At 68.3% G+C, this 26,149-nt stretch carries 25 protein-coding genes; 15 read left to right on the forward strand and 10 right to left on the reverse strand.

Translation table 11 applies throughout. From position 1 onward, the window contains the following. Positions 1–6: 6 nt before the first annotated feature. Positions 7–1,029, forward strand: coding sequence for a UDP-N-acetylmuramate dehydrogenase (locus DEJ50_RS33595; RefSeq protein ID WP_150211754.1), 1,023 nt, complete (start codon positions 7–9; stop codon positions 1,027–1,029). A 9-nt stretch (positions 1,030–1,038) separates the two neighbouring features. On the opposite strand, the gene DEJ50_RS33600 is transcribed toward DEJ50_RS33595, so the two are convergent. Then, positions 1,039–1,809 carry a hypothetical protein gene (locus DEJ50_RS33600; RefSeq protein ID WP_150211755.1) on the reverse strand — a complete coding sequence of 257 codons (771 nt, stop codon included), beginning with the start codon at positions 1,807–1,809 and terminating at the stop codon, positions 1,039–1,041. Positions 1,810–3,003: 1,194 nt separating this feature from the next. Here DEJ50_RS33600 and DEJ50_RS33605 point away from each other — a divergent pair. Further along, positions 3,004–3,585 carry a hypothetical protein gene (locus DEJ50_RS33605; RefSeq protein WP_150211756.1) on the forward strand — a complete coding sequence of 194 codons (582 nt, stop codon included), beginning with the start codon at positions 3,004–3,006 and terminating at the stop codon, positions 3,583–3,585. Between the two features lie 87 nt (positions 3,586–3,672). Here DEJ50_RS33605 and DEJ50_RS33610 read toward each other — a convergent pair whose 3' ends face one another. From DEJ50_RS33610 to DEJ50_RS33625, 4 genes are all read right to left on the reverse strand, one after another. Beyond that, positions 3,673–5,148: an NF041680 family putative transposase gene (locus tag DEJ50_RS33610; RefSeq protein ID WP_150211757.1), complete on the reverse strand. Its 1,476-nt coding sequence runs from the start codon at positions 5,146–5,148 to the stop codon at positions 3,673–3,675. Positions 5,149–5,280: 132 nt separating this feature from the next. Further along, a complete protein-coding gene (locus tag DEJ50_RS33615) occupies positions 5,281–5,706 on the reverse strand; it encodes a hypothetical protein (RefSeq protein ID WP_150211758.1) in 426 nt (141 codons plus the stop codon). A 74-nt stretch (positions 5,707–5,780) separates the two neighbouring features. Next, positions 5,781–6,038 (reverse strand): hypothetical protein, encoded by a 258-nt coding sequence (locus tag DEJ50_RS33620; protein ID WP_150211759.1) that lies wholly within the window; start codon positions 6,036–6,038, stop codon positions 5,781–5,783. Then, entirely contained in the window at positions 6,035–6,451 is a 417-nt protein-coding gene (locus tag DEJ50_RS33625; RefSeq protein WP_150211760.1) for a hypothetical protein, read from the reverse strand. The genes DEJ50_RS33620 and DEJ50_RS33625 overlap by 4 nt, the downstream gene beginning before the upstream one ends. Before the next feature lie 247 nt (positions 6,452–6,698). Between DEJ50_RS33625 and DEJ50_RS33630 the strand changes: the two genes are divergently transcribed. From DEJ50_RS33630 to DEJ50_RS35370, 3 genes are all read left to right on the forward strand, one after another. Further along, the gene (locus DEJ50_RS33630) at positions 6,699–8,009 is read left to right on the forward strand and encodes a hypothetical protein (protein ID WP_150211761.1); all 1,311 of its coding nucleotides are present in this window, start codon (positions 6,699–6,701) and stop codon (positions 8,007–8,009) included. Next, on the forward strand, positions 8,006–8,572 hold the full coding sequence (locus DEJ50_RS33635; protein ID WP_150211762.1) for a GNAT family N-acetyltransferase: 567 nt from the start codon (positions 8,006–8,008) through the stop codon (positions 8,570–8,572). The genes DEJ50_RS33630 and DEJ50_RS33635 overlap by 4 nt, the downstream gene beginning before the upstream one ends. 436 nt (positions 8,573–9,008) lie before the next feature. Further along, positions 9,009–9,134 (forward strand): hypothetical protein, encoded by a 126-nt coding sequence (locus DEJ50_RS35370; RefSeq protein ID WP_263399220.1) that lies wholly within the window; start codon positions 9,009–9,011, stop codon positions 9,132–9,134. 457 nt (positions 9,135–9,591) lie between these two features. Here DEJ50_RS35370 and DEJ50_RS33640 read toward each other — a convergent pair whose 3' ends face one another. Together DEJ50_RS33640 and DEJ50_RS33645 are read right to left on the reverse strand one after the other, a co-directional pair. Continuing rightward, positions 9,592–10,287, reverse strand: coding sequence for an HNH endonuclease family protein (locus DEJ50_RS33640; protein ID WP_150212536.1), 696 nt, complete (start codon positions 10,285–10,287; stop codon positions 9,592–9,594). 169 nt (positions 10,288–10,456) lie between these two features. Then, on the reverse strand, positions 10,457–11,320 hold the full coding sequence (locus tag DEJ50_RS33645) for a hypothetical protein (RefSeq protein WP_150211763.1): 864 nt from the start codon (positions 11,318–11,320) through the stop codon (positions 10,457–10,459). Positions 11,321–11,696: 376 nt separating this feature from the next. On the opposite strand from DEJ50_RS33645, the gene DEJ50_RS33650 reads away from it, so the two are divergent. From DEJ50_RS33650 to DEJ50_RS33660, 3 genes are read left to right on the forward strand one after another with little or no spacing between them, the layout of a single operon-like run. Next, positions 11,697–12,956, forward strand: a complete 1,260-nt coding sequence (locus DEJ50_RS33650; protein ID WP_150211764.1) for an ABC-three component system protein — start codon at positions 11,697–11,699, stop codon at positions 12,954–12,956. After that, entirely contained in the window at positions 12,956–13,432 is a 477-nt protein-coding gene (locus DEJ50_RS33655) for a three component ABC system middle component (RefSeq protein ID WP_150211765.1), read from the forward strand. Before DEJ50_RS33650 ends, DEJ50_RS33655 begins: the two co-directional genes overlap by 1 nt. After that, positions 13,429–15,372, forward strand: coding sequence for a DUF3732 domain-containing protein (locus DEJ50_RS33660; RefSeq protein ID WP_150211766.1), 1,944 nt, complete (start codon positions 13,429–13,431; stop codon positions 15,370–15,372). Before DEJ50_RS33655 ends, DEJ50_RS33660 begins: the two co-directional genes overlap by 4 nt. Before the next feature lie 173 nt (positions 15,373–15,545). Here the strand turns inward: DEJ50_RS33660 and DEJ50_RS33670 are convergent, their stop codons facing one another. Next, positions 15,546–15,797 (reverse strand): LuxR C-terminal-related transcriptional regulator, encoded by a 252-nt coding sequence (locus DEJ50_RS33670; protein WP_150211768.1) that lies wholly within the window; start codon positions 15,795–15,797, stop codon positions 15,546–15,548. Between the two features lie 46 nt (positions 15,798–15,843). On the opposite strand from DEJ50_RS33670, the gene DEJ50_RS33675 reads away from it, so the two are divergent. The 4 genes from DEJ50_RS33675 (at position 15,844) to DEJ50_RS33690 (ending at position 20,398) form a co-directional block, all read left to right on the forward strand. Then, positions 15,844–16,542 carry an HNH endonuclease gene (locus tag DEJ50_RS33675; protein ID WP_150211769.1) on the forward strand — a complete coding sequence of 233 codons (699 nt, stop codon included), beginning with the start codon at positions 15,844–15,846 and terminating at the stop codon, positions 16,540–16,542. A gap of 437 nt (positions 16,543–16,979) precedes the next feature. Continuing rightward, entirely contained in the window at positions 16,980–17,423 is a 444-nt protein-coding gene (locus tag DEJ50_RS33680) for a hypothetical protein (protein ID WP_411757700.1), read from the forward strand. A 598-nt stretch (positions 17,424–18,021) separates the two neighbouring features. Continuing rightward, on the forward strand, positions 18,022–18,609 hold the full coding sequence (locus DEJ50_RS33685) for an RNA polymerase sigma factor (protein WP_190344860.1): 588 nt from the start codon (positions 18,022–18,024) through the stop codon (positions 18,607–18,609). After that, a complete protein-coding gene (locus DEJ50_RS33690) occupies positions 18,602–20,398 on the forward strand; it encodes an IclR family transcriptional regulator C-terminal domain-containing protein (RefSeq protein ID WP_190344862.1) in 1,797 nt (598 codons plus the stop codon). Before DEJ50_RS33685 ends, DEJ50_RS33690 begins: the two co-directional genes overlap by 8 nt. A gap of 186 nt (positions 20,399–20,584) precedes the next feature. Here DEJ50_RS33690 and DEJ50_RS33695 read toward each other — a convergent pair whose 3' ends face one another. Continuing rightward, positions 20,585–22,228 carry an ATP-dependent nuclease gene (locus DEJ50_RS33695; RefSeq protein ID WP_150211773.1) on the reverse strand — a complete coding sequence of 548 codons (1,644 nt, stop codon included), beginning with the start codon at positions 22,226–22,228 and terminating at the stop codon, positions 20,585–20,587. 563 nt (positions 22,229–22,791) lie between these two features. Here DEJ50_RS33695 and DEJ50_RS34245 point away from each other — a divergent pair. Both DEJ50_RS34245 and DEJ50_RS33705 read left to right on the forward strand, forming a co-directional pair. Continuing rightward, complete coding sequence (locus tag DEJ50_RS34245; RefSeq protein ID WP_190344863.1) at positions 22,792–23,184, forward strand: hypothetical protein; 393 nt, start codon at positions 22,792–22,794, stop codon at positions 23,182–23,184. A 219-nt stretch (positions 23,185–23,403) separates the two neighbouring features. Continuing rightward, positions 23,404–23,802 carry a hypothetical protein gene (locus DEJ50_RS33705; RefSeq protein WP_150211774.1) on the forward strand — a complete coding sequence of 133 codons (399 nt, stop codon included), beginning with the start codon at positions 23,404–23,406 and terminating at the stop codon, positions 23,800–23,802. A gap of 481 nt (positions 23,803–24,283) precedes the next feature. Here the strand turns inward: DEJ50_RS33705 and DEJ50_RS33710 are convergent, their stop codons facing one another. Next, complete coding sequence (locus DEJ50_RS33710; protein WP_150211775.1) at positions 24,284–24,955, reverse strand: DUF7019 family protein; 672 nt, start codon at positions 24,953–24,955, stop codon at positions 24,284–24,286. A gap of 466 nt (positions 24,956–25,421) precedes the next feature. Between DEJ50_RS33710 and DEJ50_RS33715 the strand changes: the two genes are divergently transcribed. Continuing rightward, entirely contained in the window at positions 25,422–25,844 is a 423-nt protein-coding gene (locus DEJ50_RS33715) for a hypothetical protein (protein ID WP_150211776.1), read from the forward strand. The last annotated feature ends 305 nt before the right edge of the window (positions 25,845–26,149 follow it).

Raw genomic sequence — 26,149 nt, forward strand, 5'->3', positions numbered from 1 at the left:
CCCGCCATGGGACAGCACCAGCTGTCCGACCACACCACGCTGCGCCTGGGCGGCCCCGCGCCGCTCTGGCTCAGCCACACCCACGACGCCGACTGGCGCGACCTCGCCCGCGCCGCCGGCGCACATGCCGAGTTGCCGTTCACACTCGGCGGCGGCAGCAACACCCTCGCCCCCGACCAGGGCACCACCCGGCCGGTCATCCACATGGCCACCCGCGGCATCCGCACCCGGCACCTGGTCGACGGTCAGGTCGCGGTCACCGTCGCCGCCGGGCACCCGCTCACCGACCTCGTCGCCCACACCGTCGCCGAAGGCCTCTCCGGCATCGAGTACCTCGGCGGCATCCCCGGCACCGCGGGCGCCGCACCGGTCCAGAACGCCGGAGCGTACGGCCAGGAGATCGGGGACACCCTCACGGCTGTCATCGCCCACGACTGGACCACGGGCCGCACCGCCCGTGTCCCCGTCGCCGAGTGCCGACTCGACTACCGGACCAGCGTGTTCAAGCAGGAGCTCGGACGGTGGACGATCCTCTCCCTGACCCTCCACCTGACCCGCTCCACCGTGGCGGCCCCCGTTACCTACCAGCACCTCGCCACAGCGCTCTGGGCCCCACTGGGCAGTAGGCCGCCGCTGGCCGAAGCTGCGGCCGCTGTCCTCCACGACCGCGCCGAGCGGGGGCTGCTCCTCCCAGAAACCGGCCACGATGCTCGCCAGGCCGGCTCCTGCTTCCTCAACCCCATCGTCACCGACGACCAAGCCGTGGCGCTGCGCAGCCAGGGTGCACCGGTCTACCGCACGCCCGCGCACAGGTGGCGGGCCAGCGCGGGATGGCTGCTGGAGGCATGCGGCTACCGGCCCGGCGCCGAGGTCACGCGAGGCGTCCGCTGCTCGACGCGGCGCACCCTCACCCTCACTGCCCAGGCCGAAGCCACTGCGCACGACTTCCGCACAGCCTTGGAGGCGATGGCTGCGAACGTACGCACGGTCGCAGGTGTGGACCTCCACCCGGAGCCCGTCTTCGTGTGATCGGACGTCTTACTCGGGGATGAAGTCCAGGCACTTGGCGGCTTCGAGCGAACCGAGAATCGTCCGTTTGGGCCCTTCTCCCCAGGGCCCGTAGTTGTGGATCTGGACGTCCGCGTGCCGTACAACAGCAGCCAAGGCATCCAGCACTCCAACGACGCGTTTCACCCCGAGGTGGACGCGACCCCCTACGTAGGCCTGCTGGTGGAGGTCGGCGTTCGCCTCGGCCTCGGCATCCCGGAACTTGTCGAGTGCCTCTTGGTCGCGCAGCTCGCCATTCTGGTGGGTCAGGAGATGCCGCAGGTCCCTGGCCCACTCAACGTCGGGCGTCGTGACGGTGCTTCCGAGAACGCCGTGAGCCGTGACCAGGGTCTTCCACCCCGGCGAAGTGAAACCCTTCGGCGTTCGCAGCCGGAGGCGATGGGAGCCCTTGCCGTCGATCTCGACTCGCCAGACCTCGACGACTTCCTGAAGGCCCTTTTCGAGATACACCTCGAACGCCGTCACAGCATTCTTCAGCGCAGAGGACTCCACCATCCACTGATGGGAGTAGGGCCACAGCCCGCCTACGGCGTCGTCGAACATGTCGACGTGCTCGTCGCCGTAGTGGATCTCAGGGTCAAACACTCGGCTGAAAGACTCTTCGGTCTGCTTCCACTGGCGTTCGTAGCCTTCCTCCGACCATTGGGCGGTCAGCTTGAGGAACGCGCGGTTCTCCTCATCGTTCTTGTGCCAGTCGCTGAAGGCCCGGCTGACCGTGCCGTGAGCTTCGTTCCACGTCATAGGGGGAGCGTAGGAGCAGCAGCCAGGCCGGCATACGGAGTTTTCGGCGCCGAGCTCGCGGCCGCAATCTGCCATCCCCACACGCCCGGCGGAGGAAGGGGCTGGGGGCGCGGGGAAGTGGTGGGCGTACGGTCGGCTTCGATCTGGACGTCGACGAGGCTCCAAATCGCCTAACTACCCGATGGGGACAATTCCGCCCTGGACCAGGGATGGGCACTCAGGGCATTCCTCAGGGTGTCCGGCAGCGCGGCACAACGAGTCGGCGCGGGCGTTCTCGACACCCTCTGTGCTCCACGACAGAGCCTGCGCGATCTGTTCGACGTCGACGGGGCTGTAGCCGTACGGAAGCGCGGCAGCGATCGAGTCAGATAGCGCAGCGTGCGCGTCCTGCCAAGCCTGGAGGAGCTGCATCATGGCGGCGCGGTCCGTACGGATGCGTTGCATTGCGGTTGCGGAAATCACGCGATCAGCCTGCCAGCCCTGGGCGGGAGGCCGGTGGAACGGCAGGCATGGAGATGGGTGTCGCTGGGGTGATCACCGGTACGTGCTGTGGCAGAGCTGCGTGATCGCCGGGTTCGTGACACCTTGCGAGGCCCGGCACAGATCTGCCATGTCCACCCGGCCCGGAGCCGGGGCAGGAGCGGTCCGCAGGCGCGGCGGAGCCGGTGGGCGGGCGGTGTGGGCCTTGCGGGTCTTCGGCTTCGGCACGGGGGCAGCGGTGCGGGGCCGTTTGGACTTCGCCGGCGCCCACCGCTTCCTCTGCGTCTGCTCCCCGGCGGATCGTCGTTCCTCCGTCTTGGGTGCCGTACGCCGTTCCTCCCGCGGGCGAGCGGCCGGCTGCTCCTGGTGCGGCACCGCAGCGACCTGGGTCGGGGCGGGTGCTGTGGCTGGGCTCGGGAGCGTGCTCAGCGGCAAGGGGACTTCGACGGTCCGAGAACCGCCGGGCGGGTCGGACGCGGGCACCGGGCCCGTGCTCACGGCAGGCGGTTTGTCGTCGGCCGGAATCACCGAGACGCACCCGGACGTCGTCAGCAGGGCAATTAGCAGCAGGGGCAGGGTCCGGCGGTGCATCCGAACACTGTGGCGCAGACGGCATCCCCGTCCCTCACAGGCACGCCCGACTCCCCGTACTGGAGGGGAGGGGATCAGCCGATTCGGCTGTGCACCGGGACGCGGGCAATGAGAATCAGCCACATGCTTGACTGGATCCCTGCGTGGGGGAGCACCGCGCTCATCGCGATGGCGACGACCATCGTCACCGGCCGCTACATCTCGCCGCTCCTGGAGGTCCGTAACCGGCGCTTCCAGACGAAGATGCAGGCCCAGGAGAAGATCACCGCAGCCGCGCTCTCGGTGCTGTCGGCCACGCAGAAGCTTCAGACGGTCCAGATGCCCGACGGTGTCACCGACACCCTTCGGACTGCGCTCACCGAAGAACGGGCCCGGTGGAGGAAGCAACTGGACGAGGCCACGAGTCACCTGGCCGACCACGCGCAGGAGTTCGTCTTCACCTTCCGCGGCCCCAACTCGATCCGCGGCATGCGCTACTGCGGGACGGTCCGGATGGTGTGGATCTCCGACCGTACCGACGAGGCCAAGCTCCGGCACCTGCTGGAGCTCACCGCGCACTTCCACACGCTCTTCCTCGGCAGCCGGTGGCGTCTGCTGGCACTGGGCCGCGCGATGCGGGAGCTGGACCGGCGCTTCGAGGAACTGGAGGAGGAAGGCCGGCCGCCGTTGCCGGAGAGCCGGCCGGCCCCGGCCGTGGAGGCCTGACGGAGGTCCTCACCGCAGAAGGGGTGTGGGCACCGTCGTGGTCGACGATGCCCACACCCCTTCTGCGGTGCCCGGTCAGCTTGTCATTTATCCAGTACGGCGGGGTTTCGTGCCGACCTTGTGGTGGGCCGGCCGGCTGTATGCCTCGCCGGTCGTAAGGACTCTTCCCACGTCGTGACGGGTGGCCGGGCGACGGTTCTTCGAACCCGGTGGTCGACCAGGGCCGGGACGGGAGGGTTTGGGTGCACCGGCGGGTGAGCCGGCCTTCGTGCACAGGTTCCTGAACCCTCTGCGGACACGGGCAGGGGTCAGCTTGTTCGGCTCGGCCGGCTTCTCCCAGGGCCTGCGGAGGTCGGTGGCCAGCGGGCGCGCGAGCCGGAGCTGGGCATAGGCCGCGATCACCAGCCACGTCCACCGGTCCGCCGCCTCTGAGCTGCGGAGTCGGGGCTTGGTCCAGCCGAGCGTCTGCTTGAACAGGCGGAATGTGTGCTCGATGTCGAAGCGGCGGAGGAAGGACTGCCAGCAGCGGTCGACATCCGCGATGGTGGCGCCGGTGCCCGACCACCACAGCCATACCGGCTTGTTGACCCCACCACTGGGCAGCTTCTCCACGACCAGACGGATCACGGTGCCCTCGATGATGGGCAGCGGCCCGTCGTGGTCGAGCCACGCGGCCCGGCGGGTCAGCCGCGGGTGGAGCCGGTCCCACGCCTGCGCGGTCGCCTTCCCGTAGAGCCGGGTGTCCGTGACCGTCACGGCCTGCTCGGTGCCCCATGTGGTGGGGTCGCCGAAGACGAACTCGCCGCCGTGCTTCGGCGGCCGACCGCCTTGGGGATAGGACAAGGCGTACTCCTTGAGCGAGGGCGTCGGCCGGCGCATCACCCGGTCCGACCGCAGCCGGCCGAGGACCTCGACGGGCAGGGCGCCCAGCAGGTGGGCGATGCGCGGGGCGTCGTATCCGGCGTCCAGCACGACCAGGACCGGCGGGTCACCCGGCCGCCACTGGCCGGCGGCCATCAGCCGCTCGACGACCTCACGGATCTGCACCGTGGTCACCGCGGCGACGTCGGCGCCGGGCTGAAGGCGGACCGCGTCCAGCACCGCCGTCCAGGACGTGCGGCCGGTCTCCAGCGCGGCCACCACCGAGTACGGCCAGCCCGGCACCATCTGGTGTTTGCCCTCGCCCCGGCCGAACGTGTGGCAGAAGGACCGGTCAGCACAGGTGTTGGCGTCCGGTCGCAGCCACGGTGAGACATCCACCGCCAGCACGAGCCGACCGTCCGCCGCTCTCGGCAACGGCACGCCGGCCAGGGCCCGGCGCAGCCGGGCTATGTCGATCCTGCCCTGGTTGAGTCCGCCGTACAAAGCTCCGTGCCCACGACGGTGTTCGGGCGCGAGCGCGAGATCGACCAGTGTCCGCACCGGCCCGTCCGTGCACAGCAACGCGTCACACAACTCGAACAACGCGTCGCCCCGCGCGGTCAGGCACGCGTACAACTCCGACCGGAAGCGTGACACTTCCGCGAACGCATCCCGCAGGACACCCTGATATACCAGACTCACGACACGGCCTTCGCGCTGATCCACTCTGTGACGGAGCACAGGATCAGACGAAGGCCGCCTCCGCGTCCGCTGAACTGCGAAAACGCTGATCAAGTTCGAGTCTCGTTCGACGCCGGACGTTAAACGGCAAGCTCAGGGGTGGCTTCTGGCGGCGTGGTGTGTTGTCCCGCCGTGCTCGCCGGTGGCAGGGTCGGGCGCGGTGACGGTCATCGTCACCTTGTACTCGAAGGTGCCTTCGCGGGGACCGTCCGTGCGGGCCCAGGCGAGGGCGTGGATCTCCAAGCTGGGTGCCTGGCGGGCGACCGCGGCGGCGGCCTGGAGGGCGTCGGCGGGGCTGTCGCCGGTGCAGACGATGGCGCCGAAGGCGGACACCTCGACGTCGCTGGAGCCGTCACCGCCGTCGGTGAAGGCGAGCCCGCCGACGACGGTGGTGGCCTGGTGGAGGGTTCGCACGAGATCCCGCCCGAAGGACGGCCCGGCCAGGACCTGAGGCTGGAGCGCCGTCTCGGTCGAGGCGCGCGGCGGTGCGGGAAGGGCGGTGTGCTGGGCGTCGGTCATGCCGGACCTCCAGGTGGGATGGGGTGGTATGGGAGTGCCAAGTCGCCGCACTGCCGCGGCTGCCGGGCCCGGTCTCAGTCGTGGCGATCGACGGGCAGCCGCCAGCCGGCGGGCACACGGTGCCGGACGCCGTCGGTGAAGTGCAGGGTGATGTACGGGCTCGCGGGGGGACCGAAGAGGGCGACCGTGCGCTCCACGACGTGGACCTGGTCGTCGACGGCGACGACGTCGCCCGCGACGAGGGTGCAGGCGGCTCGTGAAGCCCGCCCTCTCAGGGCCGGTGTCAGCCCTGATTCACGCGCGTCGCTGGCGGTGTACGGGCTGCTCGTCATGAGGCTGCCCTCCTGGGTCGGGAGGGAGCAGCGCCCCGCTGGAGAACGTCGGCGAGCTCGGCGGCCTGTACGAGGGGAGGCGGGTCTTCGCGCGGCGGGCTGACCCAGTGGGCCGCCGGACTCCCGTGAGGCCCCCACGGGACGACGAGTTCGGCACCCGTGGAGAGCACCCGTACGCCCGGCACGCCTGCGGCGAGGTGTCCGGTGCCGGGCGGGACCATCACGTACAGGACGTCCTGGACGTGGTCGGCGAGGACCGGGTACCCGCGGCGCGGACTGATCCGCAGGACGGCGAGCGCGTCCACACCGCGGCCGAGCGGGCTGATCGCGACCGCGTCCCAGGCCCGCCCGCACGGCACCCAGCCGGAACCGCACGAGGCCGTACGCCATCGCGCCACGCGCTGATCGGTCACAGCCGCCTGCGTGTGCCAGGTGGGGCTGGAGCGTCTCGCCATTTCCGCCTCCGGGGTCCGTCCCTGCGCCTCCACCCCACGACAGCAGCGCACGGATACCGCCTGCGAGACGCGAGCGATGAAAGAGCGATGCAACTCCGCATTCACACGGTGAAGAAACGGCAAGCAGCGGGCATGAACGACGTGGGAGCGGTACGGTCGCAGCCCTCCCACCCCGCCCCTGCGGACGCCCCTTTCGGAGCCTGGCATGGCCGACCGTCACCCCAACCGGGACTTACGCACGCTGCGCGAGGACGAGTTCCAGATGTCCCGCCCCGAACTGGCCAAGGCCCTCAACGAGCAGGCCAAGAAGATGGGCGAGAACATCGGCTGCACCGCCCGACTGATCGCCGCCTGGGAAGACGGCGACGTCGCCTGCCCCCGCGCCGTCTACCGCCGCGTCCTGACCGCCTACACCGGGCGGACCATGCAGCAGCTCGGATTCCTGCTCCCCGGCCCCCGACCAGCCAGGCCCGAGAAGACGACCGGCGACGACGACGCAGCGGAAGAGGGTGGCCAGGTGAACCGCAGATCCTTCCTCCGCGACGGCGTCGGCGTCGCCCTGGCCCTGCCCTCCGCCGGCCGCGGCACAGGCCGCATCGGCGCCACCGAGGTCCGCGCCGTCACCGCCGCGGTCACCACCCTGTACGGGCACGACCACGACCACGGCTCCGGCCCCCTACGCCAAGCCGCCAACGAAGCCCTGCACACCGCGTACTCCTGGCTCCAGTCCGGCACCTACACCGACCGCACCGGCACCAAGCTCCGCTCCGCCACCGGCAACCTGTCCATCGCCGCAGGCTGGCTCTCCTACGACTCCGGCCGCCCCGCCGACGCCCACTCCCTCTACGGCGAAGCCCTCGCCGCAGCCCGCATCGCCGACGACCGCGCCCTCGAAGCCCACGCCTTCGGCTGCCTGTCCCTCCTGGCCAAAGCCCAAGGCCGCCCCCGCGAAGCCGTCGCCAACGCCCAGGGCGCCCAAGCCGCCGCCCGACAGCTCGGCTCACCGCGGCTGCTCGCCCTCTTCCACGCCCGCGAAGCAGGCGGCTGGGCCCTCATGGGCGACCGGCCGGCCACCGACGCGGCCATCGTCCGCGCCCACCACCACTACGCCGCCGGACCCAGCGATGCCGACCCGGCGTGGCTGGAGTTCTTCACCCCCGCCGAACTCGCCGGCCTCGAAGCCCTCGCCCGCGCCGACCTCGGCCAGCACGAACGCGCCGCCGCCGGCGCCGAGCAAGCAGTACTCCTCCACGGCACCGCCTTCGCCCGAAACAGGGCCTTGTACACCGCCGACATCGCGATCCAACATGCAAGTGGAGACCGGCCCGAGCCTGAAGCCGCCGCCGAAGCCGCGGGCCGCGTCCTCGCGTTCCTGCCCGATGTCCGATCCGACCGCCTGCTCCAGTCGCTTCACGGCGTCGCCGGAGCACTCCAGCGCCATGCACGCGTCCCGGCCGTCGCCGACTGGATCGAGCAGTACCGCACCATCACCACCCACCAGGGAGGCCGGGCGTGACCACCCACACCGACGACGTTGCCATCCGCACCTACGGCCCCGGCCACGTCCCCGCCCTCCTCGGCACCCTCGCCGACATCTGGGCCGACGCTCACCCCGAACTCGTTGACACCCCCGGCGGCACCACCGACGGCCTCTCCACCGACGCCCTACGCCGCCAGATCACCGGCCACGCCCGCCGCGAAGGCTTCGTCCTCGTCACCGCCTACGCCCACGGCAGCCCCGTCGGCTTCGCCTACGCCTTCCCCGCCACCCCCGAATACTGGTACGGCCCCGACCTCCTGCCCCACATCCCCGAACACATCCGCACCGGCCGCCTCATGGGCCTATGCGAACTCGCCGTCACCCCCACCTGGCAAGGCCACGGAATCGGCACCCGCCTCCACCACCACCTCGTCACCGCCATTGCACCCCAGTGGTCCTCCCTCTTGGTCCACCCAGACAACCCCCGCGGCCGTGCCCTGTACGACCGCCTCGGCTACACCTACGCCGGCCCGTACCGAAACGAACCCGGAGGCCCCGTCTACGACCTCCTCGTGCTCCAAGTCGACAAAGCCGCCTGACCGACACACACACACACGCCAAGGCGGGCAGGGCGACGGCCGAGACGCGGCGTCGGGAGCGGCTTCGGCTTCCGCCCGCACCAGCCCAAGCACGGCAACGCCGATGCCTACCCCTGGTCCCTCGACGCCTTCGACAAGATTCACGCCCCCCGAACAGGACCTCGGCGCCGGCAAAGGTGGACGGGTCGCGGGCTCCGCCCGTGATGCAGGCAGATATCCAAGCTCTATTTCATCTACCCGAGCCATCCAGAAACCGTGCACGTCGATTCCGTCATTCTCGGGGTGCGGGGACGGCGGAGTCGATACCGTTCACTTTGCTGATGCGCTCTCCTTCAGGGACTGCGAAGCGTGCCCTTCGGCAGGCCGTACCACCTACAGGTGCGGCTCGCCCGGGGCACGCGGCAGGCCTGCCCCTGAAGGAAGGAGAGTTTGACCTGTGAGCGCTACGCACGAACCCGAAGGTCCCGAGGAGAAGGACCGCAGGTGGAGGAGGGTCATCGCACTGATCCCCCTGCTGACAGCCTGCGTCACTCTCGCCACGGCGATCATCGGGGGCAAGTAGCCGGCCAGGGGCGGCCTTAACGCCCCTGGCCGGCCGTTTCGGGAGTCCGCCACCCTTCAGGGTGGCGGACTTATTTGTGCCGCCCCCAGCTCTGATGCTGGTGCTTTCACCATCTCAAACTTAGGTTTCCGACCACGGGAAGCAAGTACAAAGTGGTGAATCTGCCTCCGACAGCATATGTGTAAATTAATCCTGAGGCTGAGGAACGAGTAAAACTCTTCGGAACCGAGGTACTGATCGCCCCGGGATGGCGTACAGGCGCTCTGACGGCCGTTCAGGCCCCTTCTCGGGCCCCCACGGTACGCCTCAGCACGAATCACGGAGCTGTCCAGGTCTGCCGGAGGCCTGGGCAACCCCAGATGAAGATCGACAGCAGTGAGTGAGGTTGGAGGTAGAACGACCGCCGGGTCAACCACCAGCCGATTGCCATCCCGGGGGGCGGCCTGGACCAGGACGGCTACGGGGCGGCTTCGTAGACGACCGTGGTGGCGGGGCAGTCCTCGGCGAGTCCGAGTAGGGCGTGGCGCTCCCTATCGTCAACGGCCAGATCCCAGCGCAGCTTCGTGCCGACCCAGGTGGCGGCATACGTGCAGTGGTAGGAGCCGTCCGAAGGCAGCCACTCGGCCGGGTCCTTGTCGGCCTTGGACCGGTTAGAGGCGGCGGAGACCGCGATCAGCGTGTCCGGGCTGTTCTGGTCGTTCGCGTACGCCTCCCGCCGCCCCGCCGACCACGGAGTCTGTTCCGAGTCGTACGCCTCGGCGAGCGGGACGAAGTGGTCGACGTCGAGGCGGGCCGCGTCCGTGACCACGACATCGTCGTACGCGCTGCGCCAGGACCCGCCGGTGAGCTTGCAGCCGGTCGCGACCTGTGGCGCCACTACGGCTTCGGCGAGGATGACTTCCTTGCGGGTGTCACAGCCGTCCCCGGCGTTGAGGCCCTTGTTCCAGTGCTTGTACAGGTCCCGCTTGTAGCCCTCGCGGTGCTCGGCGGCGACGGGAAGTCGGTCGATCGCTTCGAAGAGCGGTAGCGGAGCCCGAACCCCTGCGGGACGGGCGAGACCGGCGGCAGCCGGTGTGGCGGGTGTGGAGTGCGCGGCCGGTGCTGCGAGGACGGGAAGGGCGCAGAGGGCGAGCGCGGGCAGGCCGCGCAGCATCAGGTTCTTGATCACATGGGCGGGTGTAGCGGGCTCAGTCCCACCCTCGACAGGCCTTCCTCGGACAACTCACCCGCGCGGGTGCCCGCATTCACCGAAGAAACGGCCCTGCTGCCTCCGCCCAGGGACGGCAGAACCGGTACGAGGAATGACGCCGGCGCCGGGTTGGTCAGCGGCGCGGGTGGATAGCTTGCGCTGCTGCTAGCACCCCGCGATCGAGGGGTGCCGTCACCACCGTCGAGGGGTTGCGATCGCGCTCCAGCCGGGCTTGGAGGTCGCCGCCCCTGGGCAAGGTGACGTGCCCCAGCAGGGGCAGCCCGACCGCAGCCATGTTCGCCACCACGGCCTCCATGAATTCCGGATCGAGGCCAGCCTGGTCTTCGTTCCACGGAGTTTCGGCTGTGACCATGCCCAGGAGGGCGACTGGGTGGTAAAGGAAGCGCAAGTGGCGATCACGCAGGACCGCGGCGCTCTGCTCGGGCGACAGAGGAACACGCTCGGTTCGGGTATCGAGACCCTGCTTACGGGGCAGGTCCTCCCCGGTCGGGATCCCCTCGGTATGAGCCAGGACGACGAAGTCGTCGACGAGATGCTCCCGCGGGAAGTACCCCCGGCCCATCAGCACGACGACATCGAAGTGGCTCCGCCCAGTCTCCAGCGCCTCGCGCAACGGGGCATCGTTGCCGGAGGGATTGCCCGGCTCACGCTCACTCCAGGGCGTGCGCTGCTCAACGAGTTGGCCTTGTCCCTTCGCCGCACCCTGGGGCAGGAGAATGGTGCTGCGCGGACCGGGGTAAGCCTGGGCCCTGGCCTCAGCTGCCTTGCGTTCCTTCGCGCGCTTTGAATGCAGCCGAATGTCCCGCTGGTAGGGCTCGTAGCTGTGGAGCATCAGCACCCGAAGACCCTGCCGAGCCCAGGCCGCGCAGAGCTGGTACGGCAGGGTTGCCACCTCGTGGCTTTCGGTGAGGAACTGGATGACGCGCCCGCACTGCGTATCCGCGGTCCCGGATTGTCGGAGCTTCGTGTACTTCAAACCAGTCGCCTGCTGCGTCCTGCGGGCTCGGCTCTTGGCTCCGCTGGCTCCGGCCTTGGGCATGATCGATCTCCGCTCCAGGGCCCCCACTACCCCGCAGAGTCGATATCGCGCGGGCGTACGGTCGTGCGACGGGACCATCCCTCGGACTCAACTGCCCGGGTGTCCTTCACCTGAAGGTGGCCGGGGTGGGGGCCCAGCCACAGGCTCGCGGCGTGCGCCTCCTGCCGCAGCATGGACTCTACTGCCACGAGGGCACGAGCGGATCGAGGCGCGCGGAGCCAGGAGGCGCGTCGCTCGGGCTGGCGGACCTCAGGCCTCCTGGGCTCGCGTCACGCCATGCGCCCACCCTTATGCGGATCGTCACCCTCGTGGAATGATCGCTGAACCAGTCTGGCTTTGGGGGTGTGTGATGGCAGACGGGGGCGAGCAGTACGAGGCGTCAGCGTCGGCTCTGGGGTACCTGTTCCAGTTCGCCAAGGCTCTGCACATGTGCATCGAGCAGTGGATGGCCGCCGGTGCGGACTGGAGCGTGGCGGTGGAGGCCGCGGACGACATCGAGCAGCACGTGGGCTCCGAAACTGATCTAGTGCAACTCAAGCAGCGTGCCGCGGGCGTGCGGTTGACGAACACCTCCAAGGACCTGTGGAAGACCCTGCGGATCTGGGCGGAAGGCGCTGCGGCGGGACGCATCGACCTCGACTACACGAACCTGTACCTGCTCACCACCGCCGAGCTCCCCAAGGCGAGTGTGGGGTTCTACCTCCAGCATCGCGACACCAATCTCCGCGATGAAGAACAGGCGCTGAAGCTGCTCTGCGACGCCGCCAAGGCTTCCAAGACCGAGAGCAAGGAGATGCAGAAGTCCTTCGCCTCCTTCCTCGGGCTGGCCACCCGTGAAGTCCCGCTTCAGCGAGCTCTGCTCGCCCGGATTGAAGTCATCGGAGGCGCCGACGACATCGACGTCGTCCGCGCATCCATGCTCCGCCTGGCCGCTGTGGCGGCCGGCCACGACGCCGCCAAGTCCTTCCTTGCCAGGCTGGAGGGCTGGTTCTACAACAGGGTGATCGAGCAGATGCGCACGCCGGGCGGCAGCCCCGTCACCGGGATCGAGTTCGACGAGGTCTTCGCCGGACTGCAACGCCAGTTCAGCTACGACAACCTGCCGATCGACCGGGACATCACCGGCATGACCGGCGACCCCGACGAGCAGGCCGACAAGACCTTCGTACGGCAGCTCGGGCTGATCGGAGTCGGCTCGGAACGCGTCGGGCAGGCGGTCAGGGACTACGTCCGAGTCTTCGCGCAGCGGTCCCGGTGGTTGAACGAGAACCTGCTTCGCCCCGGCGAGATTGGCGAGTACGAGCGCCGGCTCGTGGAGGAGTGGGAGTCACGGTTCGCGGAGATGAGGGAAGAGCTGGGCCCCGAGGCCACCGAGGAGCAGAAGAAGAAGGAGGCCAGGACCATCTACCGGTGGGTCGACCGGGAGGCCCGCTTCCAGATCCGCACCGGATGCAATGAGGTGTTCGTGCCCAAGGGCTCGTACCACATGCTGGCTGATGAGTGCCGAGTCGGCTGGCATCCAGACTTCGAGGCCCGACTGATGCAGCTCCTTGAGCCGGCCGAGGCCCACTGATGGACCTGAGCCGCGAAGAACGGGCCCTGTACAACCCCGCCTTCACCGCCCTGCTGTGCACCCGGGCGGTCCAAGGCCACCAGAAGCAGTACGGCGCGCCCTGCCCGCTGACCGTCGCCGTCGTCGCCGCGGTCATGGCTCTCCAGCCCTCCATCCGGACCGCGCTCCCGGGCACCGTCAGGACCGGTCTGATGAACTGGATCGAGACCAACGACGCCGTCCGCTTCGCCATGAGCCGCAACGCCACCCCACTCGCGGCGATGGTCCGCCCCGGCCTCCTCTTCGCTCTTCAGACCCGCGCCCTCCATGCAACACCGGACGGGATCATCCTTGCCTCCGGAGCGACGCCCCGAGCCGTCAGAGGCGCCACCGAGCAGACCCTCGCCATCCAGAACGCCGCCCTGTTCCTGGGCCGCTGGTTGCCCAGCACGGGCAGCCTCAGCACCGTCCTGACCCTCCTCGGAGTCAAACCGTGACCTTCCAGATCCAAGCGGTCACCATCTACGGCAAGCAGCCCGGCCAGATGCGCACCGTCCCCTTCAAACCAGGCGCCCTCAACATCATCACGGGGGACTCACGCCGAGGGAAAAGCGCGCTGCTGACGATCATCGACTACTGCCTGGCCAGCAGCGACTACCCCGTCAAGGCCGGCAAGGTCCGCGACTACGTCGGCACCTACGCCGTCACCCTCACCAAGCCCGGCCAGCAGCTCTTCGTCGCCCGCCGCGCCCCCGAAGGCAAGGCAGCGGTCAGCACCGTGCTGTGCATCCTCACGCAGGCGCCCGGCACCCCACCGCCCGACGCGGACGAACTCCAGTTCACGACGCCCCAGGACACGGCCAAGGACATCCTCAGCAGCTTCTGCGGGATCGACACCACCGTCCGGGTCCCCGCCGTCGGCAAGAACATCCTCATCGCCCCCTCCATCCGCCACGCCCTCTTCTTCTGTTTCCAGGCCCAAAACGAGGTCGCCAACTCCAACGTCCTCTTCCACTCCCAGGGCGAGGAGTGGAGGCCGAACACCATCCGTGGTGTCATCCCCTACTTCCTCGGCGCCGTCGACCGCGAACAGGCACTGCTTCAGAACAAACTGCGAAACCTTCGCAAAGAGCTCGCCGACCACCAAGCCGTGCTCAACGCGTCAGCGGAACTCACCGCCGCCAGCGGTCAGGCGCGAGCCCTGCTGACCGAGGCCGTCGAAGCCGGCCTCGTTCCCGCACAGCCCGGCGATCCCACAGCCGACGAGATCCTCCCGATCCTCCGCACCGCCATGGAGTACACCGGGCCTGCAGAGAGCCCAGGGGACGACGACCCGCTCGCCGAGCTTCACACCCACCGCAATGAACTGCGCCGCCTCTTCGCCCGAACGCGGGCCGAGACTGCGGACCTCAAACAGGCCCTGACAGAGAACTCCGACTTCACCGACCAGGCAACCGAACAGCGCGCCCGGCTCGCCTCCCTGGACCTACTCAACCAAGACGCCGACACCGGCCGCGACCGCTGCCCGGTCTGCGACAGCACCGTCACCTCGGCTAACGAGACCATCACCGGAATCCTCCGTGACCTCGCCTACCTGGACGACGATCTACAGGCCATCCGCACCGACACCCCCGCCATCCGTCGCCTCATAGCCGAACGCGAACATCGCCTCCAGGAACTCCGCTCCGACCTCGCCCGCAACCAGGAGGAGATCAACGAGCTCACCACCGCACTACGCAGGACAGAGCGGGAGTCGGACGACCTGCGGAGGGGAGCCATCGTCCAGGGCCGGATCAGCCTCTACCTCGACACCGCAGCCCAACTTGCTGCTGCACCCCGAGTGCAGGACCGGCGCGAGGCTCTGCGCGAGCAGATCGCCCGACTTGAGCAACAGCTCAGCGACAGCACCCAGGACGACCGCCTGACCAGCTTCCTGTCCTTGATCAACCAGCAGATCAGGAAGAAGGCAAGGGCGCTCGACCTTGAGTTCTCCGATTCACCGATCCGTCTCGACGTGAACCGCCTCACAGTGATTGCTGACACGATGGGTGGCCCTGTGCACCTTAAGAACATGGGGAGCGCCGAGAACGCCCTGGGCTACCACGTATCTACCATGCTCAGCCTCCACGAGTGGTTCGCCGAGCACCAACGCCCTGTTCCCCGCACACTGATTCTGGACCAGCCCTCGCAGGTCTACTTCCCGGAGGAAGCCACCGGCGAGGAGGAACTTCAGTCCAGCGACCGTCAGCACTTGCTGAAGCTCTTCGAGACGCTGCAGGCAACACTTGAGGAACTCGACGGAGCGATGCAGATCATCGTCGTCGAGCACGCCGACCTGTCCGATCCCGCGTTCAGCCGGCACGTGACGGAGCGCTGGCGCCGCAGCAACGGCTCAGCCCTGGTGCCCTCTTCCTGGATGGATCCTGAAGGCGACTAACTGATCGTTTGAGAATGAGTTGAGCTGCGGGTCATACGCTCGGCGATCTTGGTCGGCAGGGTGTCCGGAGCGCGTGCTGATCTTGTTCCTGACGACCTGTGGGATCGGGTGGCCCCGCTGGTGCCGCCCGGTCCCCGGAGCCGGGCCCGAGGCCCTACGGCCGTTGCGCGCGCTCACCCGTCCGGACCGCCGAGGCCGTCCTCCCGCACCCGATGCGCAAGGTCGGTCTTCGTGTACGCCGGGCGCCTCGCGTCCCGGTACTTCTCCTTGACCCGGTCGAGGTAGTACTTCGCCGTGTGGGGGCTGATGGCGGCCCGCCGCGCGGTGGCCTTCAGCGTCAGCCCGGACGCGTAGTCGCGGAGCACTTGGAGCTCCCGGGGGGCGAGCGGCTGCGGCGGCCAAGGCCGCCCTTGGATTGTCAGCACCCTGGCTTACGATCCCGCCTAGCCAGCTACAGGCAGGAGGGGTGCAGTGGAAGCTATTCGCCGTGGTGACAGAGGCAAGCAGAAGGCCTGGGTGTGGCTGATGGTGCTGACTGCGCAACGTGGCCTGTGCGTGTATTGCGGCCGCTCCCCGTCCACCACACTGGACCACGAAAGGCCGATCGCCGGGGCAGGCCACGACATCTGGTGGAACTTCGTCCCGGCCTGCAAGCCCTGCAACCTCCGGAAGAGCAAGCACAAGAGCGCCGCGCATTGGGTGGCGGATATGGACATCTGCCACCGATATCCGGAGCTGACGCGCTCCAAGTGGAGGATGAGCCCGAAGGTCTTCGCCGGCATCACAAGGCGCGTGGAACGCGTCCAGCGAGAGATAGCCGACGCGGATCGCCGCGAGTGGTTCGAGCTGCACTACGGCGAGGAGAAATGGGGGAACAAGACTGAGCTGTTCAAGATCCTCGATCGCTGCAAGACGGAGCTCAAGGGGTACCCGCACTACCCATGGCGGACCCCGAAGGTCAGGGAGCTGAATGGGTACTGCACGCGCCTGATCTGCTGCGGTTACTTCCATCCGCAGGCGAATCTCCTGCACGCGTTCCTGGAGCGGGAGGAGGTCAGAGCCTTCCAGCGCGCCGTCTTCAACGAGCGCACGCACGAGGGCGAAGTGCTCGGCCGCCTCGTCCGGGAGTACCTCGCTGACAGGGAGCGCGATCTCGACGACGAGGCATAGCTGTGCAGGCGAGCGAAGAGGTGGGTACAACACTGTGGGCCCCGGGCGACGTCCGCGTACACGCGCGCCTCAACGTCCTCGCCGGGAGTCCGTTTCAGGCCGCACGGTCCGCTGGACAGGAACAGGTCAGAGATCCGTTGCGCCGCTTCGACCACGGCCGTCTCGCTGCCTCGGATCTCGACCGTGATGAGGCCTTCGTCATCGCTCCCGCCTGCGGAACCCGGTGAGAGGCAGGGCGGTTTCGCCTTGTGAGCGGGTGCCCCCCATCGAGCGTCTACGCCGAAGACGGCGTGCATCCAGCCGCTCGTGGCCTTCCCGCCCCTCCCCCTCAACCGGCGGGCATCACGAGGCGACGGAGGTCGCAGGCCGGACGTATTAACGGCCGTATGCCTCCTAGGACTTGTCCGCCCGATCATGGTTGTGGGCAGTCGGGCATGATGCCCCGGGTGAGCATCATCGTGAAGTTCTTCGTGGCGCCGGACGACACGTCAGCGGGTCAGGCCCTCCAGACTGGGCCGGGTCGGGCATTCGAGTCGCTCTCCTTCGGCAGCTTCGATCCCGAAGAGGCCGTGGTCGAGTGGGAATGCCTTCTGGCCGGTGGCAGCTTCGAGGAATTCGTCGAAGCCGGTGAGCCTCGCATCCTCGCTGGCCAGGACAATGACGGGTGCGTCGTCTTCGCGCTCTCGACTCGCCTGTCCGTTGCACTTGCGGACGCCGAGCACTCCAGGTTGCGTGACGTCGCTGCCTCGTGGGCTCGGCTTCGTGCGGAAGACGGTGAGGTCATCGACACGGAGATCGCCGACACGATCGTGGGTGATCTGGCTGCTCTCGTAGTCAGCGCCCGGCGCCAGAGCCAGCGCGTCTACTGCTGGGTCGCGTAGGAGCTCATGTTCGGAGCCAGATGGCGACGGCCGCCGCGGTGGCCGTGCCGAGGAAGACGACGAGCTGCAACGCCGCCTGGCCCGGCAGTGGAACGGGCCCATCCACCGCCCCCAGTGGTGGTCTGCCTGGACGGACGACAAGCACCACCTCACCACCTACAGCTTCGGGCAGGCCGCAGCCCGCCGCCCCGTGATACCCCTGATCGCATCGATCAGAGGCGATCGCGAACTGTCGGTAGCGAGCTCTTCCTGTCCCTTGTTCATTCCGGGGAGTCCGCGCCCGTAACTGAAGTAGGAGCGCATCAGGCGCGAGTCCTTCGTAGAGCGGGAGCAGTTGCATGACGACGCCCTGGGAATGGGCCGGGAACCTCTCGGCCGCTTTGAGCGCGGTCCACGCGCTGGGCGCCATCTGGCACCAGCCCTGGGCTGAGTCCATGCGCCGCAGGGTATGCATCCGGCAGCGCAGCCGGGTCGAGAAGGCACCGCGTGGCTCCGGACCAGCCCTCACGGTGCACATCAGCGTCCAGGTGCCCGCCGACTCCGTGTGCACGGTATGGGTGGTTACGGGGCCGCGACACACCGGCCGGGGGGCCGGCCAGTGACCGAGGCCTCCTCTCCGCACGAGGGCGAAGCCGAGGCTTCCGACAGGCTCAGGCAGGAGTTGAAGAACATCCACCCGGAGTTCATGAAGCAGGTTGTGCCCAGACTCCGCAGTAGTCACCCCTCCATGTCGGTGGTGCAGTGCCACGACGCGGGCCAGGCCGCCTACGTCAAGATCCTCAAGAGCGAGCAGGCAGGAACGCTGCGCGCACCGAAGAACTTGATGAACACCCTGCTCCGGGCGGCTGAGCAGTGTGCGATCGACGAGTGGCGCAAGACCGGCCGCTACGAGCTGCTCGCGACGGCTCAGGAGCTGGAGCCGTGGGTGGAGGGCTGCCGCCCGGACGACGGCCCTCGCCTACGCCTGGATCAGGAAGTGCTTCCGGTAGTGGAGGCGATGCAGCCCACCCAGCGCCTGACCGTCGGCAAGCTTCACTTGGCCGGGTACAGCAATCGGGAGATTGCGGTGGAACTCGGCATATCCACGGCAACGGTGGCCACGCAGCTCTACCGGTTCCGCAGGGAGCTGCTGGACGGCGTGGACAAGCAGAAACAGCAGCGGGGCGATGAGATGGGACGTGAGTGATGTGAGCAGGCATGACGGCGACCACGGCGATGTGCGAGCGCCGGCCGCTCCAGCCGGGCTCACCGCGACGCCGGCCACCGACGTACACCAGCAAGCGGACTTCTGGGACCGCCCGCAAGGAGACTGGGGCCCGCCCGACACAGCCCCGCCCGCAGAAGAAGAGGCATGGTGGGAGGAGCGAGCGCAGGCGAACGCCTTCTACGTGCTCGGCAGCCGTGCTCTGCGCCGCGGGGAACTGAAAGAGGCCGCGCACTGGCTCGGCCGTGCCGCAGACCAGGAGCATCCCGGATCCCTGTTCCGGCTAGCCGTCATCGCCTGCCGCATGCTGGGAGAGCTGGGGACGCCCCGCGCGGCCTTCCTCGTCTCCGAGGCAGCGCGCTGCGGTCACGCCGATGCCCGCTACCTGATGCGCAGGCGCCTCGGCCTGCCCGCAGGCAAGGAGCGACCGGGAGCACAGGACCCGGAGTTCTATGCCGAACTGGCCGACGCCATGGGACACCGACAGGACGTAGCCCCCCTTGCCCACCCTGTCTCCCGGCGATCCGGGATTGACACGGCCGCGCCCGCGCGATCGTGGAGTCCACAGACCCTGCGGGCTCCTTCTCTCACCGACACCTTCCAGCAGCAGCCGCAGGAGACCCGTCTGGCCAGGCGCTGGGACTCCGTCCAGCGCGTGCTTGAAGTGCTCGACCTGGTCGGCGACGCCGGCAGTTCGGTCAGCGCCGAGTACCTGCGCCGAAAGACCAGCCTCCCCCGTACGGTCATCGAGCGACTCCTGATCTGGTTGTGCGGAAAGGGCTTCCTCACCACGGTCATGGACGGCGGATACACACCCGGACCCGTCCTGCAGATCCTCGCCCAGGAAGCCACCCAGGGTCTCGACGCGAACGTCCTGCGTCCGACCGGAGGCGAACCGGCCCCTGGTCACACCATCCGAAAGCTGCTCGCAGGCCTTCGCGACGCCGCTGGAGCCGCGGTCTACGTCGGCACCTACAGCGAGGGTGAGATCCGCATCGACCAGTGTGCCGACTCACCCATCGCGCCGAAGGTCACCGAGTGGGTCGACTTCCGGTCCGCAGCGCATGCCACCGCGGTGGGCAAAAGCCTGCTTCAGCAACTCGATTTCGAGCAGCGGATGGACCACCTCACCCGCCACCGTCCTGCCCGGCTGACATCCCGCACGATCACCAACCACCACGAGCTCTTTCATGCAATCGATGGGCACGGCCCCCACGCGGCACAATTCGACCTCCTGGAGTACTCGAACGACGAGGTCTGTGTAGCAGTCCCTCTCGGGATCGGCGGCGAAGCGGGCTGCGTCGCGCTCTCGCTGCCCGTCGCGCAGAGACACCGGCTCCTTGAAGCCGCCCGCATCCTCAGCAGCCGTTCAGCTGGTCTCCTGGTCTCCTTGCTGCTGACCGCGAACCCGCCCCGCCTTGAAACCGGAAGGCAAGGCGCTCCTCAGCGACCGCAGCAGGACCTCGACGCCGCTGGCGGCAACTCAGACCCGGCGGCAGCTGTCGAGGGGACTACGCCTTCGACACACGAACTGCTCGTGGCCGGCCTGGCGCAGACCGCTGACTTCGCCAGTGGAAGGGACCCCCTCCTCTCTGCGCCCATACCGCAGGTGCCTGTTGTCGACGCACAGAGCGCCGACATGTGGCGCGAACTCGAAGACCTGTTTGCTCCGGACTTCGATCAGCCCGAGGTCATCTTCCCCGACACACCTGAAGACATGAACCGGCGCCATGTGCACCGAGCCGGAACAGCAAGCCGTTGCGACACATGACCGGGGTGGGGCCGACGGTGTTGCCCCGTCGGCCCACCCCTCGCAGTCTGAATGGCTGGTGGCCCGGCCAGCTCCGCCCGGGGTGGTCGCAACCCCGGGCGGAGCCGGCCGACCTAGGTGAGTGGGGTGTTGGTGCAGGTGGAGGCGTATCGAGTCAGGACGTCCTTCTCCGCCTGGCGACCGAAGTCACCGGTCGCGCGGGCTCCCTGCATGAAGGTATGCGCGGATCTGGGTGCAGAGTGTTTTGAGCTGGTCGTTCGGGTTCCGGTGGTGGCCGTCCTCGAATACCTGGGTGAGCCATTTGGCCTTGTCGCCGGAGGGGACGTGGGGGACCCAGGATTCGAGTTCGCCCACGGGTACGACGAACACGCCCAGGCGCGCCAAGGCGGCTGTCAGGCGCATGGCTGGGATGAAGGCGGGGGTGCCGTTCAGGGCGGTGAGGCCGGCCTTCTTGAGGTGCTTCCATTCGGTCGCGACCTTCGCGAGTTCGCCGAGCCTGCGTGCTGTGTCGGCTGGCACCGGGTCATTATCACGGGCCCGTCCGAGAGCCTCGTTCGTCACCTTGCGGAACTCGGCGACCGTGACGGCGGTGCGCATCGCGTTGGCGTGTTCGTTCAGCGTCTTGACGTCGGCGGCGACGTCCTCCCAGGAGCCGTCCAGGACGCTGACGGCCGTGCGAACTGCGGTGCCGTTGTTGAGGAGGTCGAGGTCGGCGATGACGGCGGTGGGGATTCCGCACTGCCGCAGGCTGTTGGCCGTGCGAGCCAGGCGGGGCTTGCCGTTGGTGTGGAGGAAGTGGATGTTCTCGGGCTTCGCGGGCTCCTTGGTGACGTCGAAACTTGCCGCGTAGAACTGGCAGTCCCCTTCGGATTCGCAGAGGACGACGCCGTCATAGAACAGTCCGGAGATGATGTTGGAGTAGCGCAGCAGCGGGGTCCGTAGCAGCTCCCGGACCGTGCTCGGTTCCAGAATCTTGGCGGTAGGAGTGCCGGTGCTGCGGTCGAGCCGGACGAGGGCGAGTTCCCGGTCGTTCTCGGCATCGAGGACACCGGCGAGGAAGTCGGCGCTGTGGGTGGCCACGAACACCTGCGACGGGCCCTGCATGCTCGCCAGAAGCCGCCCGAGCAGCCGTGCCTGAGGGGGGTGGAGGAAGGCCTCGGGCTCGTCGATGACGGTCACGGGCGCGGGCCGGACCATGGTCTGCAGCAGCAGCTGGGCGAAGCTCTTGAAGCCGTCGCCTTGCTCCTGGACGGCTGGCAGGCTGCGGAACGCCTCGACCACCTGGGGCGGCGCCGGCGGGACGGTTTTGGTGACTCTCGGGTCGCCGACGCGCAAGGTGATCGACTGGCCGTAGCGGTCGACGACGACCGGTTTGCCGAAGGCCTGCTCCATCAGGTCGGAGAACGCTCGCTCGGCGCCCCGGTCCTCGAAGAGATGCTGGACAGGACTGCTGCCCGGCTCCAAGAAGTCCCAGAGCGAATCCTGAGCCTCCACCTGGAGCCGGGTATCCGTCCATTGCACACGCATGAGCAACGGCTGAAGCTCGTTCCAGCGTCCGTGCTCCCACCACTGGCTGACCATCTCCGCAGGAACGGATGCGCCTCTCCCGAGGCGGTATTGCACGGAAGCACCTTCCTGGGGCCGCCAGGAACGGTGCCCGCGGTCGGCGAGCCATGCCAGGAACTCCTCCGCGGTTCCCTCATTCTGCGCGCTGGCGCCGTGCACCCAGTGCGGGTTGCTCGCCACCATCTGGGGGTTGGTGGCATGGGACGACAGCTCACGTAGGAGGAGCGACTTGCCGCTGTTGTTGGGGCCGATGAAGAGGGTCATGCCGTTCTTCGGTGGGGTGACGGTGACGCCTCCCGTGAGCGTGATCGCGGTGACGGTGTAGGAGACAGCCACAGGACCCCCAGTACCTCTGCGCGCCGCGTCGTTGCGGGCACTGATGACGCGGAAGCGTACCCGGCTTCGGCACGTCTACTGAAGCGTCGTTGGAGGCGGAGGGTGCGCTGGGGTTCAACCTGTGGGTGGTCGTCGCTTCGTGTGTTTGTGGGGGGTGGGGTTGGTGGTGGGGGGTGGTTGGTGTGGGGTGTGGTTGTGGGTGTGGCGCGGGTGTGGTGCGGGCGCGGGGGGTGTGGTGTGGGTGGTGGTGTGGGGGTTGGGTTGTGTCGTGGGTGTGTTTCGGGGGTCGCTGGTTGGGGTGGTTGTGGGCTGGCCGCGGGGCGATTTGGGAGTGGGTGCGTGCGGAGGGCTGGGAGGATTTTCCAGACATTAGAAATTGGCAGCCAGTTAGTGCGGAATGGAACATTCCGTGCTGACTGATCTTGTTTTGGTTCCGGGCCCGCGGGCCGTTTTCCGGTGTCCTGGTGTGGTGGAGATGGGGTGGCTGGGCGATGGCTGGTGAGGGTGGCCGCCGGCGTGAGCGGGAGACGGGGGAACGGCGGTCGGAGCGGGTGGGCGTGGCCTTCAGCCCGGCCGAGCTGGCGGTCGTCCGCGCCGCCGCCGGGCGCGAGGGGATGTCGGCCGCCGGGTGGGTGGGGCAGCAGGTGATGGCGGTCGCGCAGCACGTGCTGGTGCCGGTCTCCGCAGACCGGGCCGACGTCCTGCGCGAGCTCGTTCGGGCGCGTGCCGGCCTGCGGGAGATCGCGGTCCGTCTGGATGCTCTCGGCGCCGGCCCTGCGGCCGGGGCGGGGCTGGAGGAGGTCCTGGCGGAGGCCCGTGCGGCGGTGGTGCGGGTGGATGAGGCGACAGTTCAGGTGATGCGGGAGCGGCGGGCCCGCACGTGATGCCGAAGAAGCCGGACATGGGCGACGACACGTACACGCTGCTGGAGTACCTCTTCGGTCCGGGCAAGCGCGACGAGCACACCGACCCCCACCTCGTTGCGGCCTGGGATCCCGATGTGCCATGCCCGGTGCGGCAGCCGGAGCGTATCGGCCTGGGGGAGTTGGCGGACCTCCTGGACGCACCCGTTCAGGCCTTGCGAGGCGCGCCCGCCCCGGCACGTGTGGCACGTCTCGGTCCGCAGCGCGCCCGGCGACCGTGTCCTGTCGGATGCGGAGTGGGCGGAGGTGGCGGTGGCGATGGTGGCCGCGGCGGGCATCGCCCCGGCAGGTGACGAGCAGGCCTGCCGGTGGATCGCGGTGCGCCACGCACCCGACCACATCCACCTCGTGGCGACCCTGGCCCGCGTCGACGGCCGGCACACCCGGCTGCGCGGGGACATCCTCGCGATGCACGCCGTCGCCCGCGCCTTTGAGGCCCGCTGGGGCCTGACGCCGATGTCCCCGCAGGACCGCACCGCGGTGCGCCGCCCGTCGACGGGGGAGCCGGCAAAGGTGTCAGTGTCGCGAATCCGCTACTTGGAAGCGGAGCACCTGAGTTGGCCGCATACTCACAGCTGACCACCAGTAGTCCGCGGCAGCCCCGTTCCGGCCGCTGTACGCCTCCCTGGGCGCCCCAACAGGACCGCGCAGCTGTCCCCCTCCGGTCGTGCGGCAACTTGAAAGGCATTCAGGGGGCCGTCTGTGGCTTCGGGTTGCCGTTGGGGCACTGCGGGACGGCCGCGGGGGTCTGGCGGGGACGGCTGGGGTCGGGTGCGGTCCGTGCCGCCGGTATGGCGTGTGCGGGCGAGGCCCGGTGCCCGGTGTTGCCGGGGGCAGTACCGTCGGGCCGCTCCAAGCGGACGGCTGGCCCAGGCCGGTGACGTGCGGTCAGTGCGTGTCCGTGTCCGTGTCCGGGTCTGTGCCGGGCTGTCGGCGGCTGGGGGAGCGGGGTGTACCGACCGACCGCAACCCGCGCGTTCAGCGCCTCGTCTCCTTGCAAGGCAAATCAGGGCAGTCGGCCGGCCCCGGTCAACCTGCGACGGGCCCGCGTGGACCCGCCTCAGTCGTCCAGCTGTGCTACGTACAGTGGGGTGCCGACGACGACGTCCACGGTGTTTCCCGTGGGATCCAAGGTGGTACCGCTCAAAAGTCGCCGTGCTAGGAATTCGCAAGGGATGACCGCTCCGAATCCGTGAAGCTGCCGGGTGAAGACTCCGACGTCATACAATGCGGCCGTCTTTTCTCTGGCTTGGTAGTCAGGCGCGTACCCTTGCACATTCATTGGTTCCTCCGGCGCCTCGCGCTGCAGCAGGCGGAACAGGGCTGGCAAACTGGAATAGCCCCCGAGGTGTTCATGCCGTCGACTGCCGATGAGGTGGTAGCTGGAGCCAATGAGAGCCACGAGGGTGCGGCTGGCTTGCCCCACCATGAAGAGCGGGCCGCCAGCCTGACCTTCTACTTCCTGGTACGTCGCAATCTGTAGGTCGAGTTCACCCCTGAACCAGGAGCCTGGCTCTGTCATCCATGTGATCTCGTAGTTCCGATCGAGATAATCCTCGACGAGTTCCAGTCGACTGTACAAAGTGGCTTCAGTTTGGGCCTTCTGTACCGATACACCGACAACTTTGAGGTCGACCCTTGCCTCGGCAGCGAGCTTGGACAACAGCTTGGGAGGGATCTGGTCGAAGAGCATCTGCACCTTGGTCTCAGAGACGTACTCGTAGTACCGCACCGTGGCAGCTCCTCTCCGGCCAGGCCAGTTGGGCGGCACGATACGAGATTTGGGTTCTTGAGATCCCTCCGACACGGCTTGAACGCGCGGACCAGTCGGGCAGACCTGAACCGGCTGGTACCCGGAACCAGCGCGCCCCCTCTTTGTGGTCGCTGGACATGCCGAGCGAGTCGGGGTCAGGTGCGATACCGCGTGTGATTGTCTGTGTGGGTGCAGGGGCTGTCCGTCGGAGGTGGGGCCTGGTTTCTGCTGGTCACGGTCGCCTGCGTGGTAGGCGGGGACTTCTGGTGCGGTGAAGGTGGTGTCACTGGGATGAGTTGGTCTGGACAGCGGAACGCGGTGTCGAACGATGCTGTCCACCTGGAGCTCGACGTGATGGGCCTCAGCGCGGCATGCCCTCTAGGCCAGTTTCGATCTGGCTAGCAGAATGAAGCATTCCTGTGGAGTGGGCTGGCATGATCGGGTCATGCCTATCACTGTCGAGTTCTTCGTGGCACCGGATGATGAGGTGGCTGCTCAGGTTGGGCCGCGGCAGCGCCGTCATGGGTTTCCCTCGTTCACGTGCTCGGATTTCTTTCCCGATGATGCGGTGGCGGACTGGGAAGTCCTGCTGGCAGTGGGTGTGGCTGCAGGCTCGCGTGATGTGGTGCCGATGAAGAGTGACGGCTTCACGGTGTTCCAGGTTTCTTCTGGGCTGTGCTCCGCTCTGGTGCGGGCGAGCAGTGGCCGGCTCGTTGAGGTTGCGGGTGCATGGGCTGAGCTTGCCGCAGTCAAGGAGGAGGGTGTGTCAGCCGAGACAGCGGCCTGGATCCTGACAGAGCTGGCGGGTCTGGCCCGCTTGGCAGAAGGCCTTGGTCAGCCTCTTTACTGCTGGTACTTCGCACCCTGACAGGGCGCTGTCGGCAGCCCACAACAACCCGCCCCGACCCTGCTGCCAGCCAGGCCCGCGAAGCGGGCCTTCGGGCCTGGAGGCGGAGCCGGAAGGACCAGGGCGGGGGAGCGCAGCGGCCCTGCCCAACGGGCCGTAAGCCCGGACCTCGTGAAACGAGGTCACCTCCCGTGCTACGCACGGGAGGTCTGGGTCTGCGAAGCGGACCTCGTTCGGGTGCAGCGAAGCGGAACCCGAAACCAGTCCGGAGCGCAGCGTAGGACCCCGGCCCGCAGGGCCGGCCCTGGCTCGGCGAAGCCGAGCCC

Origin of the sequence: Streptomyces venezuelae, from assembly GCF_008642295.1 — a bacterium.
Classification (GTDB): Bacteria; Actinomycetota; Actinomycetes; order Streptomycetales; family Streptomycetaceae; genus Streptomyces; species Streptomyces venezuelae_C.